General features: G+C 64.2%; 8 protein-coding genes. 6 read left to right on the plus strand and 2 right to left on the minus strand.

Annotation, left to right across the window (positions count from 1 at the left end; all coding sequences use genetic code 11):
• A partial coding sequence (locus KAY22_RS15665; RefSeq protein ID WP_296624336.1) for a TonB-dependent receptor occupies window positions 1-1783 on the minus strand: 1783 nt, incomplete at its 3' end.
• 135 nt (window positions 1784-1918) lie between these two features.
• The gene (locus KAY22_RS15670; protein ID WP_296624337.1) at window positions 1919-3262 is read right to left on the minus strand and encodes an amidohydrolase family protein; all 1344 of its coding nucleotides are present in this window, start codon (window positions 3260-3262) and stop codon (window positions 1919-1921) included.
• A gap of 134 nt (window positions 3263-3396) precedes the next feature.
• Here KAY22_RS15670 and KAY22_RS15675 point away from each other — a divergent pair, with 134 nt between their 5' ends.
• The 6 genes from KAY22_RS15675 to glgC form a co-directional block, all read left to right on the plus strand.
• Window positions 3397-5307, plus strand: a complete 1911-nt coding sequence (locus KAY22_RS15675) for a tetratricopeptide repeat-containing sulfotransferase family protein (RefSeq protein WP_296624338.1) — start codon at window positions 3397-3399, stop codon at window positions 5305-5307.
• A gap of 50 nt (window positions 5308-5357) precedes the next feature.
• The gene (locus KAY22_RS15680) at window positions 5358-7772 is read left to right on the plus strand and encodes a TonB-dependent receptor (protein WP_296624339.1); all 2415 of its coding nucleotides are present in this window, start codon (window positions 5358-5360) and stop codon (window positions 7770-7772) included.
• A 62-nt stretch (window positions 7773-7834) separates the two neighbouring features.
• Window positions 7835-9079: an amino acid permease gene (locus tag KAY22_RS15685; protein WP_296624340.1), complete on the plus strand. Its 1245-nt coding sequence runs from the start codon at window positions 7835-7837 to the stop codon at window positions 9077-9079.
• Window positions 9080-9176: 97 nt separating this feature from the next.
• Window positions 9177-11645: a glycogen/starch/alpha-glucan phosphorylase gene (locus tag KAY22_RS15690; protein WP_296624341.1), complete on the plus strand. Its 2469-nt coding sequence runs from the start codon at window positions 9177-9179 to the stop codon at window positions 11643-11645.
• Between the two features lie 78 nt (window positions 11646-11723).
• Window positions 11724-13883 carry a 1,4-alpha-glucan branching protein GlgB gene (gene glgB, locus KAY22_RS15695; protein WP_296624342.1) on the plus strand — a complete coding sequence of 720 codons (2160 nt, stop codon included), beginning with the start codon at window positions 11724-11726 and terminating at the stop codon, window positions 13881-13883.
• A 56-nt stretch (window positions 13884-13939) separates the two neighbouring features.
• Window positions 13940-15045, plus strand: a 1106-nt coding sequence (gene glgC / locus KAY22_RS15700) for a glucose-1-phosphate adenylyltransferase (RefSeq protein WP_296624343.1), incomplete at its 3' end; no start/stop codon positions are given.

Here is a 15045-nt window from a genome sequence, read left to right on the forward strand (position 1 = left end):
TGTAATCGGACTCGGCCGACGCCTGGATCGTGTCGAGATCGTTGAGCTCGAACGAGCTGAGATTGTTCGAGAAGAATCGGCGGAAGCTGCGCTTGGCGGGAACCGGGTCGATCGATGCCAGGCCGTAATCCTGCTCGCCCAGAAAGTCCTCGAGCGTCAGGTCGGTTGGGTAGCCGTCATATATGTCGAACTGCGCATTGTAGCTTTTCTTGCGCCAGCGCTGCTTGCCACCGGCCTGCAGCGTGAAGACGCCGTTCTCCATCACGAATTCGCGCGACAGGTCGCCCTTGATCGCGAACTCCTCATCCCTGGAATCGCTCAGCGTGGTGCGCTCGACCTTGTCGAACTCATATTCCGATGGGTCGAGGAACGCGGATTGGCCAGTCGTGATGCTGTAGCCGGTGAACTTTGGGCGGCTATAGTCGAAGGTGACGCCGAGCTCGCCCGGATCCTCGAACTTGCGCTCGAATACGATCGGGTCGATCGAGCCATTTTCGCGCTCGCTCGACTTGGCCCAACTGGCGGAATAGACCGCCTTCCACACGCCGGTGTCGGTTTCGCCGCCAAGCGACAGCGTGCGGATCTTCTGCGATTCGAAGCGGTCCTTCAGATCGCGCTGGACGCTGATCTCGCCGTCGTCGGACAGGAAGGTCGCACCATTGGCGGTACTGCTGCTCGGCGCCTCGTCCATTTCGAACGTCAGGCGGCGGCGATATTCCTGGTCATCGAACTGGCTGTAAAGGCCCCGGGCATAGAGCTTGGTGTAATCGCCGACGCGAACGTCGAACGACAGCGAGGCGCTGATGCGCTTACGCGTGACGTCATAGTCACGATATTCGACGGTGTCGGCATAGGCGTTGCCGGCATCGTCGATGTCCCAGCCATCCATCTCCATATTATCGGTCGCGAAGCGGCGGCGATAATAGGACAGGCCGCCGGAAATTCCGAAATCCTCGCCGATGCGGGTCGAGAAGTCGAAGCTGCCCTTGGGCGACGTCTTGTCGGTCAGCTCGTTATAGCTGCCTTCGGCCGAGATCTTGTAGAGGTCCTTCTTCCGGTCGAAGGCGCTGGTCGTCTTGATGTCGATCGAACCACCGATCGTGTCGGCGTCCATGTCTGGGGTCAGCGACTTCTTCACCTCGATCGATTCGATGATGTCGCTGGAAATCACGTCGAGCGCGACCGAGCGCACGTCCGATTCCGGCGCCGGCAGTCGGACGCCGTTGATGGTCGAGGCGTTGAGCTCCGGATCGAGGCCGCGGATGGAGACGAAGCGGCCCTCGCCCTGATCGTTGAGGATGTTGATACCCGGAAGGCGGCGCAGCGATTCCGCGACATTCTGGTCCGGGAACTGGCCGATCGCGTCGCGGGTCAGGACGCTCTCCACGCCATCGGCGGCACGCTGGCGCGACAGGGTGCTCGCCTGGTTCGCCAGCTGACCGATGACGATGATCGACCCGGCCTCATCGCCGCCGAGGGCGAGATTGGCGCGGACGTCTCCGGTCTCGGGCACTACCACACTGCTCGTTACCGTCGCCGCGCCGACATAGCGCGCCTCAATCGTGTAGGTGCCTGCCGGAACGTCAGCGAAGACATAGCTACCGTCACGCCCAGCTTCGGCGACCCGCTTTAGTTCGATTATGCGCACCTGAGCGCTTTCCAGTACGCGCGTGCCCGATGCGTCGGACACCACGCCGACGATGGTGCCGGCCATGGCACCACCCGATGCCATCAGCCCGAGCGCGATGGCGGCCCGGCTCGCGCCGAACAGACCCCTGAACATATCTGCCTCCCTCGAAATCCTATGGGAGGCGCCTCTCAACGCTCAGGGTGACGTCAGCATGAAAGAACTATTGCAATTCAATTGCATCTAGGGCGCGACGCGCAGAAAAGCGTCGCGCCCGGTGCAATGTAGCGCTCAGCGCGCGGGCGCAGCGCAGCCCCAGCGCGACGGCGCGGCGGCGCAGATCGCTGCGTCGCCCAGATAGACGTCGCCCTGCTTCATCACGAAGCTCGGCTTCTCGATCGCACGGATATCGGCCAGCGGATCGGCGTCGACCGCGACGATGTCGGCCGAGAAGCCGGGCGCGATCTGACCGAGCGTCGTCGGCTTGCGCACCAGTGCGGCGCCCACGACGGTCGCAGACTGCAGCACCTGCATGGGCGTCATCCCATATCGCGCCATGATCGCCGCCTGCCGCGCATTGTCGCCATTGGGATAGACACCGGCATCGGTGCCGTAGCTGAGCTTGATCCCCATCTTGACCGCCTTGCGGAAATTCTCGCGCTGGATGTCGCCGATGTCGCGATCCTTCTGCAGCGATTCCTCAGGCACGCCGTTCTTGCGCCCCTCCGACTGGGTATATTCGGTGTTGTAGATGTCCATCGACAGGACGGTCCCTGCGGCCTTGGCCATCTTCAGACCCTCGTCGTCAATCAGGCTCGCATGTTCGATAGAGTCTGCGCCGGCGCGAATCGCGACCTTGATGCCGTCGGCGCCATGGGCGTGTACCGCGACCGGCCGATCGTGCAGATGCGCCTCGGCGATCAGCGCATTGGCTTCTTCCTGCGTGTATTGCTGAGCACCCGGCTTGTCGCCACGCGAGAAGACACCGCCGGTGCCGCAATATTTGATATGGTCGGCGCCATATTTGATGTTGCGCCGTACGGCTGCCCGGACGGCGTCCGTCCCGTTGGCGACACCTTCGCCTTCATATTTATACTCCGGCGCCAGATGATTGTCGTCGCAATGGCCGCCGGTGATGCCCAGCGCTGGGCCCGAGGCGAAGATGTGCGGTCCGGGAATCTCGCCAGCATCGATGCCGTCGCGCAGGGCGACGTCCGAATAGCCCGACGAGCCGACGTCGCGAATGGCGGTGAAGCCGGCGAGCAGCGTCTTGCGGGCATTGGCCGCTCCCGTCACTGCCTGACGCGGGACCGACAGATGGTAGCTTTCATAAGGGCCGGTCGTCGGGTCGCCGGTCACATGGGTGTGCGTGTCGATCAGGCCCGGATAGACCGTCTTCGCCGACAGATCGATCAGCGCCGCACCCGCCGGAATGGTCGTCGAGGCCGCCGGGCCGACCGCCGTCACCTTGCCGCCGGAAACCAGGATGACCTGGTCGGTCAGTACGACGCCCCTGACCGTATCGACGAGCCGCCCGGCCTTGATCGCGACCAGCTTCGCGTCCTGCGCAGCGGCCGGACCGGCCACCGAAAACAGGATTGCCGCGGCTCCGGCAAACAAGGCGTGACGCATCATCGATCTCCCTGACTGTGTCTTTTGCATCACGACCTTTTGCGGCGACGAACCACGTTCCGCAACAGCTAACATCCTTGTTGACACTCCCCCCGCTCCGGTTTTTTCTGTCGCTTCTACAGCTTGTGGGGCAGTGCGTGGGTTCAGGGGCCACAGCGACGACGTCCAATCTCGAAACGGCGCTGGGTCATGCCCGCAGCATGCTTGGCGACGCGCCCGCGATGGCCGCCGAACAGGCGCGCGAGATATTGAAGGTCATCCCGCGCCAGCCCGACGCCCTGATGTTGCTGGCGCAGGCGTGCCAGCGTGCCGGCGATCCGGAAGGAGCGCTTTCGGCAGCCCACCGCCTCGTCGCCCTGGCGCCGAACCATGCCCCCGCCTGGCGAATGATCGCCGAGCTTCACCGCGCCGCCGGGGACGATGCCGCCGCGCAGGCCGCCACCGCTCGCGAACTGGCCGCAGCCGCAACGGATCCGCGCCTGATCGAGGCAGGCCATGCACTCGTCACCAACGATATCCCGACGGCGGAAGCCTTGCTGCGGCAGACGCTGCGCGAGCGTCCGACCGACATCGCCGCGATCCGGATGCTGGCCGAAGTAGCGGGACGCATCGGGCGCTATCGTGATGCCGAGACATTGCTGCGCCGGGCACTCGAACTGGCACCGGAGTTCGATGCGGCTAGGCACAATCTCGCCCTGATCCTGTTTCGCCAGGCCCGCCCCGCCGACGCCGCGGTCGAAGTCGATCGCCTGCTGGCCAAGAATCCGGCGGACCGGGCCGCGCTCAATCTGCAGGCGGCGGTACTGGCGCAGTTGGGTGAGCATGACCGTTCGATCGCGCTCTATGAAAAGCTGCTGGCCGAGCATGACGGGCATCCCTGGTTGTGGCTCAGCCATGGGCATGGCCTCAAGACGGTGGGCAGGACGGCGGAGGCCATTGCTGCCTATCGCCGCGCCGTCGCGCTGCGTCCGGAAACCGGCGAAGCCTGGTGGAGCCTCGCCAATCTCAAGACCTTCCGTTTCGACGATGCCGACATCGCCGCGATGCAGGCGGCGCTCGCCTCGCCTGCGCTTCGGCCCGAGGATCGCGCACAACTCGATTTCGCGCTGGGCAAGGCTTATGAAGACCGGGGGGAGGACAGTCCCGCCTTCGACCATTATCTCGCCGGCAACACTCTGCGCCGTAGCATGGTGCCCTATCATGCCGACGACACGCGCGAGCAGGTCGACCGGGCGATCGCCTTCTTCACACCGGAATTCTTTGCCGAGCGCGCCGATTGGGGCTGCGACGCCAGCGATCCGATCTTCATCCTAGGCATGCCGCGCTCGGGCTCGACGCTGCTCGAACAGATCCTTGCCAGCCACAGCGCGGTCGAGGGCACATCGGAGCTGCCGGACATCGGCGCGATCGCCAAGCGGCTCAGCGGTCATGCCCGGCGCGGACAGCCCTCGCTCTATCCGGAGAAGCTGGCCGAGCTGTCGCCCGACGAAGTGCGGGCGCTGGGCGAGGAATATATGGAGCGGACGCGCGTGCAGCGGCACAGCGACCGGCCGCGCTTCATCGACAAGATGCCGAACAACTGGGCGCATGTCGGCCTCATCCGCCTTATCCTGCCGCGCGCGACGATCATCGATACGCGGCGCCATCCCATCGGCAATTGCTGGTCGGTCTTCAAACAGAATTTCGCACGCGGCCAGGCCTATGGCTACGATCTTGCCGACCTCGGCCGCTATTATGCCGATTATGTGCGGCTGATGGCCTATTTCGATCGCGTGCTGCCGGGCACCGTGCATCGCGTCTTCTATGAAGACATGGTGGACGATTCCGTTGCGCAGATCGCCAGCCTGCTCGCCTTCGCCGGCCTGCCCTTCGAGCCGGCATGCCTCGAGTTCCACAAGACCGAGCGCGCGATCAGAACGCCCAGTTCGGAGCAGGTGCGGCAGCCGATCTTCCGCGACGCGGTCGACCAGTGGCAGCGTTTCGTCGACCGGCTCGGACCGCTGGTCGAAGCGCTCGGCAGCCTGCCCGAGGACTATGCCAAGAGATAAGAACAACAGAAAATACAATTGCAGAAGAACGAAACAAAAAGGGGTTTGCAATGCGAGACATGAATGTGAAGCGGCTTCGGGGGTTTGCCGGAGCATGCGCTGCGGTGATGGCGACCACCGCCCTGACGCCGGTTTTCGCCCAAGCGGCGCCGTCGTCGGCCGTCACCGATGACGGCGAGATTATCGTCACGGCGCAGAAGCGGTCCGAAAATCTGCAGGATGTGCCGGTCCAGATCACCGCGCTCGGGACCGCGACACTCGAACGCTACAACGTCTCCAGCTTCCAGGATTATCAGAAGCTGCTGACCAGCGTCAGCTTCCAGAGCTACCAACCCGGCAGCACGACCGTCTATTTCCGCGGCGTGGCCAGCGGCGGCGACGGCAACCATTCGGGCTCGCTGCCTTCCGTCGGCGTCTATCTCGACGAACAGCCCATCACCACGATCGGCGGCACGCTCGACGTCCACATCTACGACGTCGCGCGGATCGAGGCGCTGTCGGGGCCGCAGGGCACATTGTACGGCGCATCGTCGCAGGCCGGTACGATCCGCATCATCACCAACAAGCCCGATACCGGCGGCTTCGCGGCCGGCGCGGATGCCGAGATCAACAACGTCAAGAAGGGCGGTACCGGCGGAAAGCTCGAAGGCTATGTCAACCAGCCGATCAGCGAGAATGTCGCGATCCGCCTCGTCGGTTTCTACCAGAAGGACGCCGGCTTCATCGACAATGTCCCCGGTACGCGCAGCTTCACCAGCGGCGTGACGATCAACAACACGGCCGATGTCGACAAGGATTACAACACGGTCGAAAGCTATGGCGGTCGCGCCGCGCTGCAGATCGACCTGGACGATGATTGGACGGTGACGCCGACCTTCCTCTACCAGAAGACCAAGGCCAAGGGCTTCTTCGGCTCGGACCAGCAGGTGGGCGATCTGCAGGTCCAGCATTTCGGCGACGAATATCGCAACGACCGCTTCTGGCAGGCCGCGCTGACGGTGGAAGGCAAGATCGCCGATTTCGACCTGACCTATGCGGCGGCCTATCTCGATCGCGAAATCAACCAGTTCAGCGATTATACCGACTATGCGGTCGCCTATGACATTCTCTACGCCCAGACCGGCGGCAGCTTCGCCAGCTATTTCACCAACAGTGCCGGCGCCTTCATCGATCCGTCGCAGCACATTCTGGGCAATGACCGGTACAAGAAGCACAGTCAGGAACTTCGCATGGCGTCTCCGTCCGACAAGCCGTTCCGTGTTATCGGCGGCTTGTTCTATCAGCGGCAAACCCATGCGATCCTTCAGGATTACCAGATCTTCGGGCTGGATCCCGCCACGTCGGTCAACGGCTTCCCTGGTACCATCTGGCTGACCAACCAGAAGCGCGTCGACCGCGACTATGCCGCGTTCGGCGAGGTCAGCTACGACATCACCGACAGCCTGACCGCGACCGGCGGCCTGCGCGTTTTCAAATATGACAACTCGCTGTTCGGCTTCTTCGGCTTCGGCACCGGTTATAGCGGACGCACCGGCGTCGCTGCCTGCTATCGCGATGCGAACGGCGCCTTCCTGGGCCCGATCATCGGGGGATCGCCCTGCACCAATCTTGGCGATGTTTCGGGCAATACGGTCAAGCCCAAGCACGCCAAGGGCGACGGCACGACCCACCGCCTGAACCTGTCGTGGAAGGTAACCCCCGACGCTCTGCTCTACGCCACCTGGTCGCGCGGATTCCGTCCGGGCGGCATCAACCGTCGCGCGACGGTGCCGCCTTATGGCGCCGATTATCTGACCAATTATGAGCTCGGCTGGAAGCTCACGACGCTCGACGGAAAGCTGCGCTTCAACGGCGCAGTGTTCATGGAAGACTGGAAGAAGTTCCAGTTCTCCTATCTGGGGGCCAACAGCTTCACAGAGATCCGGAACGGGCCCGACGCCCGGATCAAGGGCATTGAGATGGACATCACCGCGCGGCCGATCCAGGGTCTGACCCTGGTCGCCAGCGGCACCTATCTCGATGCCAAGACGCGCAAGAATCTCTGCGCGGCGGACGATCCCACCGGGGTCTGCGATCCGGCTACCGGCAATTCCATCCTGACGGCCAAGGGCAGCCGCCTGCCGATCACGCCGAAGTTCAAGGCCACCGGCACGGCCCGCTACGACTTCACCGTCGGTGCGAACAAGGCGCATGTCCAGGGCGTCGTCACCCATGCCAGTTCGGCCTCGTCCGACCTGCGCACGGCCTTCGCCAATGCTGTCGGTCGCCTGCCCTCCTACACGACGGCGGACTTCTCGGCGGGCATGGACTTCGGCGCGATCAACGCCGAACTGTTCCTCACCAACGCCTTCGATAGCCGTGGCCAGACGACCCGCGCGGTGCCTTGCGGCCAGTGCACGATCCGGCCCTACGCCTATTTCGTGCGGCCGCAGACCCTGGGTCTCCGGATCGGCTTCGAATATTGAGGCAGGAGGACAGCGCGGGCGGCGCACCGACAGGTGTTGCCGCCCGTCCCCTCGGGCTCGTCATGACGACCGCGCTGGTCGTCGGCAATATGATCGGGTCCGGCGTCTACATGCTGCCGGCGAGCCTGGCGCCCTATGGCTGGAACGTCATTCCCGCCTGGGGCATTACCATCGCCGGCAGTCTTGCCATCGCTGCGGTGTTCGCCGGCCTGTGCCGGCAGATGCCGCAGGCGGGCGGCCCCTATGTCTATGTGCGGGCGGCTTTCGGCAAGGACGTCGCCTTCTTCATCGCCTGGTGCTACTGGATATCGCTGTTCGTCGGTAACGGCGCGATCGCGGTCGCGACGGTCAGTTACCTGTCGTCCTTCATTCCCGCCCTTGCCAGCAATGCGCTATGGTCGACCGCGATCACGATCCTGCTCGTCTGGACGATGACCCTGATCAACATCAGCGGGACCCGCAATGCCGGCTGGGTTCAACTCGTCTCGACCCTCCTCAAGATATTGCCATTGATCGCTGTGGTGATCATCGCCGCCATCGCCGCTCCCCAGGGCGGTCTGTCCCTTCCCGATCCGCACCGTCCCGAAATTGGGCTGGCCGCGATCACTACGGCGGGCACCCTCACCCTCTGGGCCTTTCTGGGACTGGAATCCGCGACGGTTCCGGCCGGCAAGGTGTCCGAGCCGGAAAAGACCATACCTCGCGCAACCTTCGGTGGCACCGCCGTCACGGGGCTGATCTACCTGTTTGCCTGTACCGCCGTCATCCTGCTGCTTGCACCCGAGGCCGCCGCACGGTCGGCGGCGCCCTTCGCGGACGTGATCGGGCGCTATTGGGGATCCAACGCCGCGCACATCGTCGCCGCCTTCGCGATGATCAGCGCACTCGGCGCGCTCAATGGCTGGATCTTGCTTCAGGGTGAGATGCCGGCGGCGATGGCGGCAGGCGGCGTCTTTCCTCGGGGGCTCGCCAAGCTCGCACCGAATGGCGTCCCCGTGCGCGCGCACCTGCTGTCGAGCGGGCTCGTCACCGCCATCCTCGCCCTCAATGCGAGCAAGACGACGGTGAACCTGTTCACCTTCGTCGCCCTGATTGCGACCACGGCGGCGCTCGTGATGTACATCGTCGTCGCAGCCGCTGCGCTGCGCATCGGCGGGGTCAAGCGCTGGGTCGCGGTCGCGGCCGGCGTCTATGGCTTGTGGGCGCTGGTCGGCGCCGGCCTCGAAGCCAATCTGTGGGGCGCACTCCTGCTGGTGCTGGGTTTGCCGGTCTGGTTCCTGATGCGCAAAAACCGGCAATCCGCCTGACCACGCCGATTTTGTCGCAGTGCAGCAAATCAGTTGCGACGGGCTTCCGGCGCGATACACTCAAGCACGAAACACATAGCCTCGGGGAGTCGCGATCATGAACCGCGCCAACAGCAGTGCCACCCTGCCCAAGCCCGCCCAGCGCAGCACCGAGCCGGAGGCGCTTGCCGAGGAGATCATCGAACGGCTGACCTATCGGATCGGCAAGAACGCCGCCGCCGCCAAGAGCCATGACTGGCTCGCGGCCTCGATCTTGGTCATCCGCGACCGCGTCATCGACCGCTGGATCGAGACGACGCGCGAAACCTACGAAGCCGGCGGCAAGCGTGTCTATTATCTCAGCCTGGAATTCCTGATCGGCCGGCTGATGCGCGATGCCATCTCGAATATCGGGCTGATGGACGAGATGCGCGAGGCCCTCTCCTCGCTCGGCGTCGACATCGACCTGATCCGCGAACTCGAGCCCGACGCGGCGCTCGGCAATGGCGGCCTTGGCCGGCTCGCTGCCTGTTTCATGGAGTCGCTGGCCTCGGTCGACGTACCCGCCTATGGCTATGGCATCCGCTATGTGAACGGCATGTTCCGGCAGGAGATTTCGGACGGCTGGCAGGTCGAGTTGCCCGAAACCTGGCTCGCCCATGGTAATCCCTGGGAATTCGAGCGGCGCGAGGCCAGCTACGAGATCGGTTTCGGCGGTGTCGTCGACCTCGCGGCGGCCGACGGCAGCGGCGATCATGCGCGGAGCTGGAAGCCGCAGGACCGGATCATCGCGACCGCCTTCGACACGCCTGTCGTTGGGTGGCGCGGTAAGCGCGTGAACACGCTGCGGCTGTGGACCGCGCAGCCGATTGACCCCATCCTGCTCGACGCGTTCAACGCCGGCGACCATATCGGCGCCCTGCGCGAGAGCAACAAGGCCGAGGCACTGACCCGCGTCCTCTATCCGGCGGACTCGCACCAGGCCGGTCAGGAGCTGCGCCTGCGTCAGGAATATTTCTTCTCCTCCGCATCGCTGCAGGACATCGTGCGGCGGCACATCCAATATTTCGGCGACATCCGCAGCCTGCCCGACAAGGCGGCGATCCAGCTCAACGACACCCACCCGGCCGTATCGGTCGCAGAATTGATGCGGATCCTCATCGACCTGCACAATCTCGACTTTGACGAGGCATGGGACATTACCCGGCGGACCTTCGGCTATACCAACCACACGCTGCTGCCCGAGGCGCTGGAGAGCTGGCCGATCCACCTGTTCGAGCAGTTGCTTCCGCGCCACATGCAGCTCGTTTATGCGATCAACGCCAAGCTGCTGATCGAGGCGCGGCGAGACCATGGGTTCGATGATGGCGCGATTTCGGCGATCTCGCTGATCGACGAGGCGGGTGAGCGGCGCGTGCGGATGGGCAACCTCGCCTTTGCCGGGTCGCACAGCGTCAATGGCGTGTCGGCGCTCCACACCGAACTGATGAAGGAAACCGTCTTCGCAGCCTTCCACCGGCTCTATCCGGACCGGATCAACAACAAGACCAACGGCATCACGCCGCGCCGATGGCTGATGCAGTGCAATCCCGAGCTGACCGGCCTGATCCGCGAGGCGATCGGCGACGCTTTCCTCGACGACGCGGAGGCGCTGCGGGCGCTGACGCCCTTTGCCGATGATGCGTCTTTCCGCGAGAAATTCGCGGCGGTGAAGCTCGCCAAGAAAGTTGCCCTCTCGAACCTGCTGCGCGAGCGCATGGGGCTGAAAATCGATCCCGCCGCGATGTTCGATACGCAGATCAAGCGGATCCACGAATATAAGCGGCAGCTGCTCAACATCATTGAGGCGGTCGCGCTCTACGACCAGATCCGCTCGCATCCCGAGCGCGACTGGGTCCCGCGCGTAAAGCTGTTCGGGGGCAAGGCCGCGCCCAGCTATCACAATGCCAAGCTGATCATAAAACTCGCCAACGACGTCGCCCGCGTGATCAACCACGATCCCGCCGTCCAGGGCCTGCTCAAGGTCGCCTTCGTCCCCAATTACAATGTCTCGCTGGCCGAGATGATGATGCCCGCCGCCGACCTGTCCGAGCAGATCTCGACCGCTGGTATGGAGGCATCGGGCACCGGCAACATGAAATTCGCGCTCAACGGCGCGCTGACTATCGGCACGCTCGACGGCGCCAATGTCGAGATGCGCGACCATGTCGGGCATGAGAATATGATCATCTTCGGCCTGACCGCCGACGAGGTTGGCAAGGCACGCGCCGAAGGCCACGAACCACGCGCCATCATCGAGAGCTCGCGCGAGTTGAGTCAGGCGCTGCACGCCATTTCGGGCGGCGTCTTCTCACCCGACGACCGCGATCGGTACAAGGCGCTGATCGCCGGCCTCTACGAGCATGACTGGTTCATGGTCGCGGCCGATTTCGACGGCTATGCCGCCGCCCAGCGCAGGGTTGACCGGATCTGGGACGATCGCGACGCGTGGAACGCGATGGCGATCCGCAATGTCGCCGGGATGGGCTGGTTCTCGTCCGATCGCACGATCCGCCAATATGCCCATGAAATCTGGGGCGTGCTTTGATCCCGTGTTGCCCCCTGGCCCGACGACGCCCATGATGGTGTCCCGGCTCCCCAGGGAGCAAGCGAGGCAGCCGATCGCGTGACCTTATTGTCCCCTGACGAGATTGCCGCCCTGGTCGAAGGCCGCCATGCCGATCCCTTCGCGGTGCTCGGCGTTCACAAGGCTGATCGTGGACTGATCGCGCGGATTTTTGCGCCCGGCGCGGAAAAAGCCGAAGCGTCGGACCTCGAGGGACGTCGGATCGGCAGTTTGACCAGGCTGCATCCCGCAGGCCTGTTCGAGGGGCGCCTGTCGATCCGCAAGCCCCGCCCGCTGCGCTACAGCCTGTCCGCCGGGGACGCGAACTGGTCGATGGCCGATCCCTACAGTTTCGGGCCGGTGCTGGGCCCGATGGACGATTATTACATCGCCGAGGGATCGCATCTTCGCCTGTTCGACCGGATGGGCGCGCACCGGATCGACCATGAAGGGGCGACCGGCATGCACTTTGCCGTCTGGGCGCCCAACGCCCGGCGGGTGTCGGTCGTCGGCCTGTTCAACGACTGGGATGGGCGCCGCCATGTCATGCGCCTCCGCCGCGACACCGGCATCTGGGAAATCTTCGTGCCCGATCTGGGCGAGGACCAGCCCTATAAATATGAGATCGTCGGCGCGGATGGCGAGCTTCTGCCACTCAAGGCGGACCCTTTCGCCTTTCGCAGCGAATTGCGCCCGGCCAATGCGTCGCTGACGGCGGCTCCCCTTGGGCATCGCTGGAGCGATCATGTCCACCGCGACCATTGGCGCCGTGCGGATGCGCGCCGGCAACCCATGTCGATCTATGAGGTCCATCTCGGGTCGTGGCAGCGCGCCGAGGATGGCGGCTTCCTCGACTGGGACCGGATCGCCGACCGCCTGATCCCCTATGCGGTCGAGATGGGCTTCACCCATATCGAGTTGCTGCCGATCAGCGAATATCCCTATGATCCGAGTTGGGGCTATCAGACGACCGGCCTCTACGCGCCGACCGCGCGCTTCGGCCCGCCGGAAGGCTTTGCCCGCTTCGTCGACGGCGCGCACCGGGCGGGGCTCGGCGTGATCCTCGACTGGGTGCCGGCCCATTTCCCGACCGACGCACATGGTCTCGCCCGTTTTGACGGCACCGCGCTCTATGAGCATGAAGACCCGCGCAAGGGCTTCCACCCCGACTGGAACACCGCGATCTACAATTTCGGACGACGCGAAGTCGCCGCCTTTCTCGTCAACAACGCCCTGTTCTGGGCGGAGAAATATCATGTCGACGGGCTGCGCGTCGATGCGGTCGCGTCGATGCTCTACCTCGATTATTCGCGCAAGGACGGCGAATGGATTCCCAATGAGCAAGGCGGGCGCGAAAATCTGGAGGCGGTCGCCTTTCTCCAGGCGATGAACCGCGAACTCTACCGCCAGCATCCCGGCAGCTTTACCATCGCGGAGGAGTCGACCAGTTGGCCCAAGGTCTCGCACCCGGTCCACGAAGGCGGCCTGGGCTTCGGCTTCAAATGGAATATGGGCTTCATGCACGACACGCTGCGCTACATGGCGCGCGACCCGGTGCATCGCCGCCATCATCATGACGACATAACCTTCGGCCTGCTCTATGCCTTTGGCGAAAATTACGTCCTGCCGCTGAGCCATGACGAGGTGGTCCATGGCAAGGGATCGCTGCTGACCAAGATGGCCGGCGACGACTGGCAGAAATTCGCCAATCTCCGCGCCTATTACGCGCTGATGTGGGGCTATCCCGGCAAGAAGCTGCTGTTCATGGGCCAGGAATTTGCCCAGCGCGCCGAATGGAGCGAGGAGCGCGCGCTCGACTGGCATCTGCTCGATGCCCCCGCCCATGCCGGGGTCAAGTTGCTCGTCCGCGACCTCAACCGCCTCTATCGCGAGCGCCCTGCCCTCCATGCCCGCGACTGCGAGGCGGAGAGCTTTGCCTGGCTGGTCCCCGACGATGCCGAGCGCTCGGTCTTCGCCTGGCAGCGCAACGCGCCCGGCGAGAAGCCCGTCGTCATCGTCGCGAACATGACGCCCGTGCTGCACGGTGGATACAGGCTGCGGCTGCCGCATGGCGGGCGCTGGCTCGAGATATTGAACAGCGACGCCGCTCTCTATGGTGGCGGCAATGTCGGAAACCAGGGCTATGTCGATGCGGGAGAGGACGGTTGGGCATCGCTCGTTCTGCCGCCGCTCGCGACCCTGATGCTGGAGGGAGAGTGATGGCCGGAAGCGTTTCGAAAAGCGATCGACGGAGCCAGCCCCTTGCGCGCGACGCTATGGCCTATGTGCTTGCCGGCGGGCGCGGCAGCCGGCTCTACGAATTGACCGACCGGCGCGCAAAGCCCGCCGTCTATTTCGGGGGCAAGGCGCGCATCATCGACTTTGCGCTGTCGAACGCGCTCAATTCGGGCATACGCCGCATTGGCGTCGCGACGCAGTACAAGGCGCATTCGCTGATCCGCCACCTCCAGCGCGGGTGGAACTTCCTCCGCCCCGAACGTAACGAGAGCTTCGATATCCTGCCCGCCAGCCAGCGCGTGTCGGAAACGCAGTGGTATGAAGGGACGGCCGACGCCGTCTATCAGAACCTCGACATCATCGAGGCTTATGACCCCGAATATATGATCATCCTGGCCGGCGATCATGTCTACAAGATGGACTATGAGCTGATGCTGCGGCAGCATGTGGATGCCGGCGCCGACGTGACCGTGGGGTGTCTCGAAGTGCCTCGGATGGAAGCGACCGGCTTCGGCGTGATGCAGGTCGACGCCAAGGGCCGCATCGTCCAGTTCGTCGAGAAGCCCGCCGATCCGCCCGCGATGCCCGGCAAGCCCGGAACCGCGCTGGCATCGATGGGTATCTATGTCTTTCGGACCAAGTTTCTGGCCGATCTCCTCCGCCGCGACGCGGCCGACGCCAACTCTAGCCATGATTTCGGCAAGGATCTGATCCCCTATGTCGTCAAGCACGGCAAAGCGGTCGCCCACCTCTTCTCGCAGAGCTGCGTACGCGCCGAGAGCGAGCCAGAGGCTTATTGGCGCGACGTCGGCACGATCGATGCCTATTGGGAGGCGAGCATCGACCTGACCGACGTGGTCCCCAAGCTCGACATTTATGAGCGCGACTGGCCGATCTGGAGCTATGCGGAGGTCATGCCCCCCGCCAAGTTCGTCCACAACGAAGACGGCCGCCGCGGCGCCGCCACCTCATCGCTCATCGCTGGCGGGTGCATCGTCTCGGGTGCATCGCTCCACCGCGCCCTGCTCTTTTCGGGCGTAAGAGTGAACAGCTACTCGGCGATCACGGAGGCCGTGGTTATGCCCGATTGCTATATCGGCCGCGAGGCCCGCCTGCACCGCGTAGTGCTCGACCAGGGCGTACA

This window comes from Rhizorhabdus sp. (assembly GCF_018006725.1).
Lineage (GTDB): Bacteria > Pseudomonadota > Alphaproteobacteria > Sphingomonadales > Sphingomonadaceae > Rhizorhabdus.

Excerpts from the sequence above, each read along its gene's own strand:
- KAY22_RS15690 (WP_296624341.1), top strand. The coding sequence starts at position 9,177 with ATGAACCGCGCCAACAGCAGTGCCACCCTGCCCAAGCCCGCCCAGCGC.
- KAY22_RS15680 (WP_296624339.1), top strand. The coding sequence starts at position 5,358 with ATGCGAGACATGAATGTGAAGCGGCTTCGGGGGTTTGCCGGAGCATGC.
- KAY22_RS15670 (WP_296624337.1), bottom strand. The coding sequence starts at position 3,262 with ATGATGCGTCACGCCTTGTTTGCCGGAGCCGCGGCAATCCTGTTTTCG.
- KAY22_RS15685 (WP_296624340.1), top strand. The coding sequence starts at position 7,835 with ATGACGACCGCGCTGGTCGTCGGCAATATGATCGGGTCCGGCGTCTAC.